Genomic DNA, 12,903 nt, shown 5'->3' on the forward strand with positions numbered 1-12,903 from the left:
CGGAAGGGCCAACGAAATATCGGTAGTCCCGGGAGCCGACAGAATGTCGGCGATCCCAGGGGCCGACAGAATGTCGGCGGTCCCAGGGGCCGACAACATATCGGCGGTTCCGGGGACGCGAGGCCGGCTGGGACCGCCGTCTTTCAGACGGCTTACAGACCCCATGACCAGCTGGCGGCAACGCTCAGAGCAGACGCCCTCTGGTCCGCACCAGATAACGCCGGACCGCCGGCAGGTGTGATTCCCGTGTATGCGAATGCCAGACACTGGCCTGATGCTCTCCGCGGCGCGGAGCTTCTGCATTCCCACGCAGCGCGTGGGAACGAGAAAAAGAACAGAGCACAGCGGGTCACAATGCCCTGGCGAGACGAAAACCGAGATTGTTGAACGCTTCATCGGTGGTGTACCAGAACCGGACCGCCGACCGGAGGTTCTGTGGAAGGGTGGACCAGCCACCGCCGCGAGTCACACGCCAGGTACAGTCGCCGTGGTTCTCCTCCCCCCAAGCACTGCCGTCGGAGGGGGCGCCTTGGTAATTTTCGTGCCAGCAATCCTGGGTCCATTCCCAGACATTGCCGTGGCAATCGAACAGGCCCCAGGGATTGGGGCGCTTCGCCCCTACCGGCTGGGATCGGTCCCCTGAGTTCTGGTAGAACCAGGCATACAGATCGAGATCCTGTTCTCGATCCCCAAACGACCAGGGGGTCTGGCTGCCGGCGCGGGCGGCGTACTCCCCTTCGGCCTCGGTGGGCAGACGATAGTGCCGACCGGTCTGCTTGGAGAGCCAGGCACAGTAGGCCACCACATCTTTCCAACTGACGCCGATCACGGGCCGGTTCCCACGTCCCCACCCCCAATCCCTTGGTCGGGGACGGTCCACCGCGTCACAGAAGCGGTCGAACTCCGCACAGGTTACCGGATAACGACCCAGGAAGAAGTCATGATCTAGGGTGACCTGATGCTGGGGCTTCTCGTAATGATACGCTTGTTCGTCATGCTCCGCCGATCCCATCCGGAAGCTGCCGGCCGGAATGGCCTGCATGATCGGGCCCAAGCTCCCGTCCGCCAGCCGGTCGCGGATCGCGAGTCCCACCCAACCCTCTACGTGGACGCTCGAGAGGTCAAGGGTGCCGGTATCCAACACAACCGACGTATGTGCCAAGAACTCGAGCATCTGGTCGGTCAGCCGCAGGCGTTGCCGCGGTTGGAGCACCTGTAACCCTTGGGCAGGCTGTTCGGGCGCTGGGGGGCCTAGATTCAGCTCGCCCTGATCAAGGTCGAGTGTTTTCTCGTCCAGGGCGCGTACCACCAGGAACTCCTGGATGCTGTAGTGGGAGAAGCGGTATGCCCCCTCCGAATTGCGGTTGAGCAGCGAGCGTCCACCCAAGTCAAACCTTTTCAGGTGCTTGAGCGCGGGATGCTGCTCGGTCATCGCGGCGAGCGCGTCGCGGGCAAGGGTGCGCTCGCCGGAGACCTGTAGATGCACCGCAACCAGGGTACAGAGCGCGCGCAGGATTTCCATAGTCGGTGGTGCCTCGATGCGCAACTGGCGAGCGAGCTTGCGTTCCTCGCGTAACAGCCAGGCCTGGACCAGGACATCGTAGACTCGATAGACATTCCAATCCGATTCGCCATTCCCAAGTCCGCTATCAGCAGTGGCTGCGGCCAGCAGATCCTGCTCCTCCTCGATGATGTTTTCGACATGGGCCAGCAGCAGGGGCCGGAAGCGCAACGAACGCATGGGGCGCACCAATTTATCAGCACGCACCCGGGTCGGGTTAGGACGAAACAGCAGGCGGTCACTGAGCCGATCCGGGAACCGCTTGGCGAGGTATTGCTCCACTTGTTCGTCGTCGAACAGGGAGAGATACAACATGGGACAGGTAAAGCCACCGATTTCCACCCGGCCCGGACGGCCGAAGGGGTCGGCGCTCCCTTCCGGAAAGAACTGGGTGCGGCAAGAGATGATGACGCGCCGGAAATACTCGCCGGCCTGCAGCAGCTCCACCAGCCGTTCCTGGATGCGTCCCCAGGCCTGTGGGTCCTCGTCCAAGGCATCCAGCAACAGCACTGTGTCGGCCTTGTTCGGATGCGCCCGGAGTCGTTCCAGGGTGTCCGGGCCCAATTTGAGCAGCGTACAGCTATAGGGCTGAGGCCAAGAGCGAGACGTGAGCTTGAGCATGAGTAACAGGGAGGTCTTACCCATGCCCGCATCCGAGAGGACGAATAGCTGGGTGTGTCCGCCTCTCAAAGGGGTATTCTTGTTTAGAAAGTGGTTGAGCGTCTCGAAGGCCGGGGCGCGCACGTAGGAGATGGCCTCTTCGTCCTCGTGATGGTCCGCCGGATTGTGGTGTTGGACGCGGGGCTCGATGTAGCAGGATGCCAGTGGCCGGGGATCACCGAAGGTGTCATAGATCGCATTCAGCTCCGCGCTACGTTTCTCTCCCATGTCCTGGAGCTTTTTGGCAAGGGGCTTGATCAGGTCGTTGGCGATGAATGGGATCAGTTCGTGCATGGCACGCCTCCGGCGAATCGTGTTGAACCACAGAGGATACAGGGAAAAGAGGCATAATTTGTTAGGACGGCCCGCGCCCGATATACGGTGTTCAGCCTACCCGGTGGGCACAGCCCACCCGACGGGCCGCGGAGCGGTCCAGGTCGGATTGAGCGCCGGATTGAGCATGGAGAAAAGGCATCTTTTTATCCACAGATTACGCAGATTTTCGCCGATTATTTCATCTGCGGAAATCTGTGTAATCTGCGGATTTAAATGTGGTGAGCTGGCGTACGCGAACGGCGGGTTGCGGCCGTCTATACTCCGGTGACGAGGTTCCGAACTCCTGCAACCTGGTATCTTGAAGATCGGTTGGATGTTAGGCACGGGCCATCCCTAGTGCAGCAGAGTAAAAATACGGAGACCATTGCTTGCATTAGAACCACGGATGGACACAGATAAACACGGATTGTGATCTGTGTTTATCCGTGTTTATCCGTGGTTCTTCGGTGCGGTTCGTTCTGGTACAAGTCCAATTAACAAATGGCATTAGGATTTCTACTACGCTGCACTAGCCCTTTGCCCAATCTACGCGCTTTTTATCCACGGATTACGCAGATTTTCGCCGATTATTTCATCTGCGGAAATCTGTGTAAGCTGCGGATTAAATGTGGTGAGCTGGCGTATGCGAACGGCGGGTTGCGGCCGTCCATACTCCGGTGACGAGGTTCGGAACTCCTGCAACCTGGTATCTTGAAGATCGGTTGGATGTTGGGCACGGGCCATCCCTAGTGCAGCAGAGTAAAAATACGGAGACCATTGCTTGCATTAGAACCACGGATGGACACAGATAAACACGGATTGTGATCTGTGTTTATCCGTGTTTATCCGTGTTTATCCGTGGTTCTTCGGTGCGGTTCGTTCTGGTACCCGATTTCGATCCCGATTTCAACCGACCGACAAGGCGTGAGATTTTTGTGCAGTATCATCGATGCGGTTCGCGCCGTCCGGCAGTGCCATCCTGGAAGGATTTCCCGCGCTCACCGCATCCTACGGTAGTGAAGTGAACGCGAATATCTCTAACTGGTCCGTGCGTCACCCGGTGGGGGTGGTGATGCTGACTCTGGCGGTCATGGTGCTGGGGGCCTTTGCCTTAGGGCGCCTGAACATCGATCTGCTGCCGCGGATCATCTACCCGGACATCCGGGTGCGCATCCTGGATCCTGGCGTCCCCGCCAAGGTCATGGAGGACGAGGTCACGCGCCAACTGGAAGAGCAGCTGGCGATCACCGAGGGCGCCATCGCGGTCCAATCTCAGACCCAGGAGGGGCGCAGCGCCGTGGATCTGTCGTTCGCCTACGGCACCGATGTGGACCAGGCCCTGCAGGATGCCAGCTCTCGGCTCGACCGGGCCAAGCGTTTCCTGCCGGACGACATCGAGCCGCCGATCATCTACAAACGGGACCCCTTCCAGCTGCCGGTGGCGGAGTATGTGGTGAGCTCCCCGCTGCTGGACCCGGTGGAGCTGCGGGCCTGGGTGGACTACGACCTGAGCCGGGCCCTGCTCAACCTGGACGGGGTGGCCGCGGCCGAGGTGGGGGGCGGGCTCGAACGCGAAATCCGGGTGAACGCCGACCAATATCGGCTGGCCGGCCTGGAGCTGGACGTGCTGGATCTCGAGCAGGTCTTGCGCCAGGCCAATCAGGATATCCCGGCCGGTCGCCTGCGGATGACCGAGGGGGAGCTCAGCGGCCGCACCCAAGGCCGCTTCGCCAGCGTGGAGGAGCTGCTGGATCTACCCCTGCCCGGCGAGGACCGTGACGACCCCCTGTCGCTGGTGCGCCTGGGGGAGGTCGCCCGGATCATCGACGGGGCGGCCGAGGAGCGCCTGCGCATCCGCCTGGACGGCCAGCCGGGCATCAAGCTGTCCATCCAGAAACAGCCCCTTGCCAATACGGTGGCGGTGGTCGACCGGGTCGAGCGGGAACTCGACCGGTTGCGGGAGCAGGGACAGATCCCGCCAGACATCGCCATCGCGCAGGTCGACGACCAGGCCCGCTATATCCGCCGCGCCCTGAACAACGCGGTCACCGCGGCCACCGGCGGCGCCCTGCTGGCCATGGCCGTGGTCTATCTGTTTCTGGGCAGCCTGCGCCGGACCCTGATCATCGGCAGCGCCATCCCTATCGCCGTGCTGGTCACCTTTATCCTGATGGCCGCCTTCGGGCTCACCTTCAACATCATGACCTTGGGCGGCCTGGCGCTGGGCATCGGCATGCTGGTGGACAATACCATCGTCATGCTCGAGAACCTCTACCGCCACCAGCGCCGGGGGGAATCCCCGGAGCAGGCCGCGGACGGGGCGAGCCGGGAGGTCACGGGCGCCATCGTCGCCGCCACCTCCACCAATCTGGCGGCGGTGCTCCCTTTTCTGTTCGTCGGCGGCTTGATCGGGCTGCTGTTCCGCGAGCTCATCTTCACCATTTCCGCCGCCATCCTGGCCTCCATGCTGGTGGCCCTGACCCTGGTGCCCGCCCTAGCTGGCCGGGTACCGGTGCACCGGGAGGGCCCCGCGCGGCGGCTGGTGGACCGGATGTTCCAGACCGCTCAGGACGGCTATGGCCGCCTGTTGGAGCGGCTGCTGCCGATCCATTGGCTGGTCATCGTCGCCTGTGTGGCCGGCCTGGCCCTGACCGTTCCCTGGCTGCGCGAGGCCAAGCAGATCTTTCTGCCCAAGCTGGACGAGGGCGATGTGCGCATCAGTCTCACCGCCGACAGCGGCATCAACCTCGACCAGATGGACGCCCTGGCCCGGCGGGTCGAGAATCTGGTCGCCCGCCAGCCGGAGGTCCAGACTATCTTTACCACCGTCGGCGGCTTCATCTTCGGACGTTCTCAATTTGAGTCGACGCATCGGGCGAGTCTCCAGATCCAGTTGCGACCCGCGGCGGAACGGGAGATCAGCAGTAACCACTGGATCGCCCGCATGCGGACCCTGCTCGACGCCGAGCGCATCCCCGGGCTTCGGGTGTATATGTACACCCGAGGCATCCGCGGCATCCGCCTCAACCGCGGGGACGACGACCTGAGCCTGCGCATCAAGGGCCCCCGGCTGGCGACCCTGGAGACACTCGGCGACCAGGTCGTGGAGCGTTTGCAAAAGATCGAGGGCCTGCGCAATGTCCGCCACTCCAACCAGGATTTGACCCAGGAGCTGTCCATCCGGCTGGACCGGGAGCGGGCCGCCGGCTACGGCCTGGATGTGGAAGACGTGGGCAAGGTGCTGGGCTTCGCCCTCGGGGGCCAGGTGGTCACCGATTTTATCGCCGAGGATCGCCGCATCGATGTCCTGCTGCGTCTCGACCGGGGCGATGTGGGGACCCTGGGAGCGCTCGAATCCATCCTGCTGTTCAGCAAGACGCCACCCCGGGTCCCCATCCGCCTCGGGGATATTGCCCAGGTCGCGATCCTGCCCCAACCCTCCGTCATTATGCGCGACCGCCAGCAACGGATGGTGGAGGTCACCGCCTCCCTGGGTGCGGAGCTGAGTCTGGCAGAGGCCCTGGAACGCGCCCTGGCGGCCACCGCAGCGCTGGAGCTGCCCCCCGGCTACAGCCTCTATGAGGCAGGTAGCCTGGAGACCCTGCAGGAAGGCCAAGATTTGGGCCGGCTGCTGCTGGGGTTGGCCCTGTTTCTGGTGCTGGTCGTCATGGCTGTGCAATACGAGTCCTTGCGCAACCCCTTTATCATCCTGCTCAGCGTGCCCTTTGCCCTCATCGGCGTCGTCCTGGGGTTGCAGTGGACCGGGCTGCCGCTGTCCATGCCCGTGTGGTTGGGGCTCATCATGCTGGCGGGGATCCTGGTCAACAACGCCATCGTGTTGGTGGAGTTCATCGAGATCCAGCGCCGCCAGGGTGCCGACAAGCTCCAAGCCATCGTCGCATCCGCTCGCCTGCGCCTGCGTCCCATCCTCATGACCACCCTGACGACCGTGGTGGGCCTGCTGCCCCTGGCCCTGGCCTTGGGCGAGGGCTCGGAGCTGCTGCAACCCCTGGCGGTGACCATCGTCTCCGGACTCCTGTTCTCCACCCTGGTGTCGCTGGTGTTGGTGCCCTTGGTCTATCGATTGTTGGGGGCCAGATAATCTGACCTTAACGCGGTGGTCGCTGTTCCGAGCGGCCGTGCAGCACTGCTTGGGGCAGGTACTAGGGAGTGGGTTCGTGCCTGAGGTATCCCCACATTATTGCAATCTAAAACAACGAGTTATGGAGCGAATGAGCGGCCACGATGCCCTCATGGCTCGTTCCCAGGCTCCAGCGTGGGAATGCCGTTGTGGCCGCTCCAGCGGCCAAGGTTTCATAACGCTGGAGCGTCTGGATTTGCTCCCACGCTGGAGCGTGGGAGCCAGAGGCAAATAGGGTGAAATGAGGTACGAGGGAGCGGGTTCATGCTATCTTTTGTTCCTTAATTCACAAAAATTTTGCCGGTGAAGTTCTGTTATGGAGCTGCCTAATGAGACGAATGGCGGGGACTGAGTTGTGACAACACAGTCTGACTTTGATTTCTGGCGGTATGCGACGCTGCGGCCTTACGGCAGCAGTATGATGACCCCCTTGGCGGCACTGTGGCTCGCCTTCTCTTTCGTCATCATCTTGCTGATGTCGCTGGTGGAGGGCACGGTCTGGGCGACCGTGAGTCAGTATTTCGTGCCGCAAAGCATACGTTGGTTGGCGGTGATTCTGGCCCCGCTGTTCTTTGTCGGCATTTTTGCCGTCATCTGGATCGTCGATGTCTCCTTCATCACCTCCGAAAAACCTTTTCGGTCCACCCGTCGGCCCGTCTGGTCGAGTGCTTCCGATGTAAAAGGACTCACGGCCCGGACCTCCGATGCCCCTCGGTTCGAAACCCTGCGCTGGTGGTTTGGGGTCGCCGTGCGCCTCGCTATCGTATTCATCTCCTTGCTCATCACGGCGCCCTTCCTGACCCAGGTGATCCGCTCCGATGAGATCCGAGATGTCTACCAGGCCGAGGTCGCCGCCAAGCGCGCAGCCAAGGAGCAGGAGCTGGTCCGCCTCCAGGACCAGGCTATCGAAGCAGCCAAATCACGGCGTGAACAACTGGACAAAGAGCGGCAGGCGCTTGAGAAAGAGGCGGATACGATCAGGCAAGACAGGGCCCCGACCATTAAAGACTACGAGCGTGAAGCCGCGGCCTATCAGCAGGAATTCGAGGACGAACGGGCCGGAGTCGGGGGACGCCGCCCCGGCATCGGATCCAAGGCGCGGGAGGCCCTGGCTGCGGTCGAGGCGGCGCGTGCGCAAGCCAGATACCTCCGCGCTGAACGCGACCGAGCGCTGGCGCCCATCACGGAGGATCTGGCCGGGAAACGCGAATCCTTGGGCGCGATCGACCGGCAGATCGCTGACCTCACAGCGAAACGCCAGAAGATCCAGGCCGAATCCACCGCTCTGTCTTTACCCGCGTTTGCGCAAGGTTACGACCTGGATATTCCTGCGGACACCATCGGCACCCGAGTGCGCATCCTGGAGACCTTGCGCCAGGAGGATCGCAGGCTGGCCCAAGGTGCCTTGGACCATTTCAAGACCATCGAGGGTCTGTCCCAGGCCCTGCTCGGTATCCTTTTCCTGTCCCTGATCGCGCTCAAGATATTCGAGCCCCGGGCGGTCCGTTTCTATCTCAACGACACTCTGCAACAGCAGTGGCGGCACTACCGGAACGGGTATTACAGCGATATCCCGGGGTTTGCATCCGAGACCGGCAAGCAGCTGCTCGATCCCGTGAGCTTTGCCGATGCCTACCTGAACACTGACCCCTTGTCCTGGCGCCGCCAGGCGCAGCTCGACCACCTGCGACAGGAGCAAGAAATCCGGAAGCTGGAGCTGGAGGAGCGGCGGGTAAAGGGTCGAGCCGACCTCGAGCACTACAAGCAGACATTGGGGCATGAGTTAGAAGAGGAAAAGGACCGGCGGCTCCATAAGCTGGAGCAGGAAAAACATGCGGTCGAGAACGAGTATCGGGAGCAGATTCGCCGCGCCAAGGCCGAGACCGACCGGATGCGCGGAGAGGCCGAGGCCAGGGTCGCGGCGAAGATCGCCGAGATCGAATCTACCCGGGCCGCGGCGCAGCACCGCCTCGAGCTGGAAAGGCAGGAAACGCAGATAAAAATCCGCGGCATGGAGCAGCGCAACCAGAGGCTTCAGAAACGCATCGACCTACTGATCGCTGAACAGGAAGCCAAGATCGAGGCGAGTAAAAGCGGGATCAAGCGCCGATGGTGGTAACTCTTTAGGTTTGATAGTCCCGGAAGACTTCAATCCGCCGAACCGCACAGCGACCCAACCTACCCTCGTATCATTTAAGGATTGGCCCTTTATGGATTCCGGACTGCTTTGGAGTGCGCCGGCAAAGCGGCGCGACCGCATCGAACCTCAGCGACGGGGGATACCAGCGGCGCTGGCCAAGAACCTGGGCCTCGGGTTCCACGCGCGCCGCGGCGACGGCGCTTTCCCCTGGCCGCAACGCCTGGCCGGGGATAGAGGCGTTGCCAAATCCAAAGCGGCGGCGGGTTTGCAGTGTCGGCTGGCTCCCCAGGCTCCAGCGTGGGAGCAGACCTGGTCCCGACGGAGGAGGGATCTGACGCTCCAGCGTCGATTAAGCGCCTCGGTAGGCTACAGCCAACGCCGATCAGCACCGAGGAGCTGCGTCCGCGGGAGCGGACAAGACGGCATTCCCACGCTGGAGCGTGGGAACGAGCGCGGAAGCCGGCGACTGGTAGCTGGTGACCGGAGGCACTTTGCGAGCACCGCGTTGAAACCCCCATGGAAGGGATTTCCCAACCCGCTGGGTGGTCACCAACAGGGGACCTCGACATGAACGCAGAACGGGACGACAAGCGCACACTTACGGGGGCTGCGGCCATCACAGGCATGCTGGAAGGTCTCACCGAGATCCTGGATCGGTTGCAGCAGGTCTGGGGACAGGGTGGTGAGGCCAGGGGAACCGGCGAGGTCGGCAGGGATGCCCAAGGGGTCTTCGGCTTTGCGGTCAAGGTGGGGCTCGGCAAGGACGCGAACCTGGAGGTAAAGCCCGGTGGCAACATCCGCCCGGACGCCAAGACCGGGGAGACCCGCGTCCATGAAACCTACGAGCCGGTCGTGGACGTCTTCGAAGAATCGGATCACACCCTGGTAGTGGCCGAGATGCCCGGCATCGGCGCCGCGGATCTCCACCTGGACATCCGTGACGACCTGCTCGAAATCCGCGCCGAGTCCGACACCAGGCGCTATCGAAAAGAGATACTGCTGCCGCGTAGCTACCGCCCCGAGCAATTGGAAAGCAAATGTAACAACGGCGTCCTGGAGATACGTTGTCATAACCGCGAGCACTCCGCGGTCTAAGGTTATGTTTCAGCAGTGATTATCATTCGGTAGCCCGCAGGTCCAGGTAAAGGTTAGAGAACATGTGACCGAATTTGCTATGCTTGAGCCAAGGTCACATAACACCAATTGGGTGTTTCCAATCCTTGAGCCATGTGGTTACTTCCCGTTTCTTCCACGCGAACATTCATGGGCGGTTGGATGCTGCTCCTGGTTATCTGCCTTCCGGTCGCAGCGATCGGGTCGGTTCGGGCCGATCCATGGACCGGCACGCTCCAGGACGGCAGCCGGTTGAAGGTGGACCCGGACTCCCATCGCGCCATGCGCTATTACAAGGGCGGCGTGGCCCCCTTGTGGGACGGTACCCACAGGCTCGAGGACGGCTCGGTGGTCATTATCCGCGACGGCCAGGCGATACCCACCGAGTCGATGATAAACAGCTGGGCCGAAGAGCCCGGCTCCGAGCCGGGTATGGGCACGCGCTATTGCGACCAGCTCGTGCGCAAGGTCTGCGGCTTCCATGACGAGTGCCGCCACGGTCAACCCTGCATCCTGGCCCGTCAGCTGCTGGGCATGGAGCGCGAGCAACAAGGCCGAACGCCCGGCGCCGCGGCGCCCTGGCCGCTTACCCCGTCGGCCGGTGAGTGTCGGGAGGCCCTATCAAATCCGGCATTCCCGGCCTGTGATTCCTCCACACCAGGGTCGGAGCAAACGGCCTGTAGGAAGCTCGTGGAGAAGGTGTGTGGGGAGGCGGACCAATGCGAGGCCCACCAGGCCTGTAATCCCGCGCGTCAGCTCCTGCAAATGGAGTCCGATGAGCGGCTTCGGAGCGCGGATCCGGAGGCCCTGACACCGACGGGCGCCGAATGTGAAAAGGCGATGGACAACGCCTTCTTCGAACCCTGCCGGTAAGTGAAAACCCTGATCCTGGGCGGTGTGCGTTCCGGCAAGAGCCGGTTGGCCGAGCGGCTCGCCGTCGCGAGCGGTCGGCAGGTCGTCTATGTGGCTACCGCGGTGGCGGAGGACGCGGAGATGGTGCGCCGTATCGAGGCCCACCGCAGGCATCGTCCCCGAGACTGGCTGGTGGTGGAGGAGCCGCTTGCGCTGGGGCAGGTGCTCGGGGAGTTGGCCGAACCCGGGCGTTGCCTGGTGGTGGACTGTCTCACCCTGTGGCTTACGAATCTGCTCTCCCATGCGGACCCTGCGCGCTTGGGGTCTGAGCGTACCGCCCTGCTGGAGGCCCTGCCGGCGCTTGCCGGCGACCTCGTGTTAGTCGGCAACGAGACCAACATGGGCGTCATTCCCCTGGGTGAAATCGGTCGCCGCTACTGTGACGAGGCGGGCCTGCTCCATCAGGCACTCGCCGTCCGCTGCGACCGAGTGGTGCTTGTCGTCGCCGGATTACCCCAGCTATTGAAGGGGCCACCTATGGAGCTGGCAGCCGCGGCAGGGGCCATGGGCACGGCCCATCCGACGGGTGTCGGCTGCGAGCAGGCCGCGACGCTTCTCGATGCTGGAATGTCGAGAGCCGTACCCAGGTGGTCGCGTGAGCGCGAGTCGGGTGGGGAATGACCGCTTTGTCGATCTGCTGCGCCATGGCGCGGTGGTGGGTGGGGGGCGATTTCGGGGTGCCGCTGACGACCGGCTCAGTGCCCGCGGGTTTGACCAGATGCGTGCGGTCGTGGCGGGACTCGGGAGGGAGGCTGGTGGGCATAGCCCACCCTACGATGCCTTGTTCAGCTCGCCGGCCCGCCGGTGCGCCGAGCCGGCTCGGGAGCTGGCGGCGCGGCACGGGCTGTCCCTGGAGCTGCTGCCGGAGCTGGGCGAGCGGCGGTTCGGGGCCTGGGAGAATCGGCTCGCCGACGAGCTGCCGAGCGCCGAGCTGAAGCGGTTCTGGGACGACCCCGCGGGATTCACGCCGCCCGGCGCCGAGCCCTTCGAGGCCCTGCGCGAACGGGTGCTGAGGGGCTGGGACCGGATACTTGGGCACCGGACGGATTTCCCACTGGTGGTGACCCATGGCGGTGTCATCCGCGTCATCCTGGGGCAAATCCTGGACCTCTCCGCGGCTGCCTTGATGCGGATCGAGGTCCCGCCCGCCTGTCGGACCCGTCTGCGGGTGCCGGGAGGGGAGGGCCGTCCGAGCCTGATGTTCCATGGCGGGGCGGAGCCATGCGGCGCAGCTTCCTGATCGCCGCTCGCTTTCTCACCCGGCTGCCCATGCCGGACCCGGGACCTGTTTCCGACCCGGATCTCGGTCACTCTGCCGTCTTTTTTCCGTTGGTGGGGCTGCTCCTCGGATTGATGGTTTGGGCGCTGATGGTCTGGAGTCTGTCCATGCTGCCGGCGGAATTTAGTGGCCCCGATCCGAACCGAGCGGCCTTCGGTGGACATAGCCCATCCTACGGCCTGGCCGCCGCGTTGGTGCTTGTCGCCTGGGTAGGGCTCACCGGCGGCTTGCACCTGGACGGGCTGGCGGATACCGCGGATGCCTGGATCGGGGGGTTGGGAGACCGGAACCGCACCTTGGAAATCATGCAGGACCCCAGCTCAGGGCCCTTCGGCGTCATGGCCTTGGTGTTGGTGCTGCTGTGCAAGTGGGCGGCACTCTCCGCACTGATGACCACGGGTGCGGTGGTGAGCCTTATCTGGATTCCGGTCCTGGCGCGGACGCAGCTGCTGATCCTGTTTCTAACCACGCCCTCCGCACGTCCAGACGGCATGGGGGCCGTGGTCAGGGCCCATCTGCCGCGGACCGCTGCCTGGGCTTGGCTGGTCGTTACCCTGGTCGCGTCGGCGCTGTTCCTCGGTACGGAGTGGCCTGGCTTGGTCGTGGCCGCGGGCGTCCTGTTCCTGCTGTTACGGCGATTTGTGATGACCCGTTTGGGTGGATTCAGCGGTGATACCGCCGGTGCGCTGGTGGAGCTGAGCGAGGCCCTGATGCTGGCGGCAGTCGTGTTTTTTTCGTAAAGACGCCATTTTCCTGATCTATACCAGTCGAGCCGGTGGTTG

General features: G+C 63.2%; 8 protein-coding genes and 1 pseudogene. 8 read left to right on the top strand and 1 reads right to left on the bottom strand.

Translation table 11 applies throughout. The features are described from left to right. Window positions 1-349 precede the first annotated feature (349 nt). The gene (locus tag E1958_RS14705) at window positions 350-2,515 is read right to left on the bottom strand and encodes a formylglycine-generating enzyme family protein (protein ID WP_133512533.1); all 2,166 of its coding nucleotides are present in this window, start codon (window positions 2,513-2,515) and stop codon (window positions 350-352) included. 970 nt (window positions 2,516-3,485) lie between these two features. Between E1958_RS14705 and E1958_RS14710 the strand changes: the two genes are divergently transcribed. From E1958_RS14710 to E1958_RS14745, 8 genes and pseudogenes are all read left to right on the top strand, one after another. Continuing rightward, a complete protein-coding gene (locus tag E1958_RS14710; RefSeq protein ID WP_207787862.1) occupies window positions 3,486-6,638 on the top strand; it encodes an efflux RND transporter permease subunit in 3,153 nt (1,050 codons plus the stop codon). A 394-nt stretch (window positions 6,639-7,032) separates the two neighbouring features. Further along, on the top strand, window positions 7,033-8,796 hold the full coding sequence (locus tag E1958_RS14715; protein ID WP_133512534.1) for a coiled-coil domain-containing protein: 1,764 nt from the start codon (window positions 7,033-7,035) through the stop codon (window positions 8,794-8,796). 91 nt (window positions 8,797-8,887) lie between these two features. Further along, window positions 8,888-9,388: a hypothetical protein gene (locus E1958_RS14720; RefSeq protein ID WP_133512535.1), complete on the top strand. Its 501-nt coding sequence runs from the start codon at window positions 8,888-8,890 to the stop codon at window positions 9,386-9,388. Next, window positions 9,385-9,912, top strand: a complete 528-nt coding sequence (locus E1958_RS14725; RefSeq protein ID WP_133512536.1) for an Hsp20/alpha crystallin family protein — start codon at window positions 9,385-9,387, stop codon at window positions 9,910-9,912. Before E1958_RS14720 ends, E1958_RS14725 begins: the two co-directional genes overlap by 4 nt. Window positions 9,913-10,080: 168 nt before the next feature. After that, window positions 10,081-10,803, top strand: a complete 723-nt coding sequence (locus E1958_RS14730) for a hypothetical protein (protein ID WP_133512537.1) — start codon at window positions 10,081-10,083, stop codon at window positions 10,801-10,803. Beyond that, a pseudogene (cobU, locus tag E1958_RS14735) lies at window positions 10,804-11,322 on the top strand (bifunctional adenosylcobinamide kinase/adenosylcobinamide-phosphate guanylyltransferase); the annotation flags it as partial. A 115-nt stretch (window positions 11,323-11,437) separates the two neighbouring features. After that, window positions 11,438-12,082, top strand: coding sequence for a histidine phosphatase family protein (locus tag E1958_RS14740; RefSeq protein WP_243725277.1), 645 nt, complete (start codon window positions 11,438-11,440; stop codon window positions 12,080-12,082). After that, entirely contained in the window at window positions 12,064-12,861 is a 798-nt protein-coding gene (locus tag E1958_RS14745; RefSeq protein ID WP_133512540.1) for an adenosylcobinamide-GDP ribazoletransferase, read from the top strand. Before E1958_RS14740 ends, E1958_RS14745 begins: the two co-directional genes overlap by 19 nt. Window positions 12,862-12,903: the final 42 nt, after the last annotated feature.

Origin of the sequence: Candidatus Thiosymbion oneisti, assembly GCF_004359955.1 — a bacterium.
Taxonomy (GTDB): Bacteria; Pseudomonadota; Gammaproteobacteria; order Chromatiales; family Chromatiaceae; genus Thiosymbion; species Thiosymbion oneisti.

Excerpts from the sequence above, each read along its gene's own strand:
- E1958_RS14705 (WP_133512533.1), bottom strand. The coding sequence starts at position 2,515 with ATGCACGAACTGATCCCATTCATCGCCAACGACCTGATCAAGCCCCTT.
- E1958_RS14710 (WP_207787862.1), top strand. The coding sequence starts at position 3,486 with ATGCGGTTCGCGCCGTCCGGCAGTGCCATCCTGGAAGGATTTCCCGCG.
- E1958_RS14720 (WP_133512535.1), top strand. The coding sequence starts at position 8,888 with ATGGATTCCGGACTGCTTTGGAGTGCGCCGGCAAAGCGGCGCGACCGC.
- E1958_RS14725 (WP_133512536.1), top strand. The coding sequence starts at position 9,385 with ATGAACGCAGAACGGGACGACAAGCGCACACTTACGGGGGCTGCGGCC.
- E1958_RS14730 (WP_133512537.1), top strand. The coding sequence starts at position 10,081 with ATGGGCGGTTGGATGCTGCTCCTGGTTATCTGCCTTCCGGTCGCAGCG.
- E1958_RS14745 (WP_133512540.1), top strand. The coding sequence starts at position 12,064 with ATGCGGCGCAGCTTCCTGATCGCCGCTCGCTTTCTCACCCGGCTGCCC.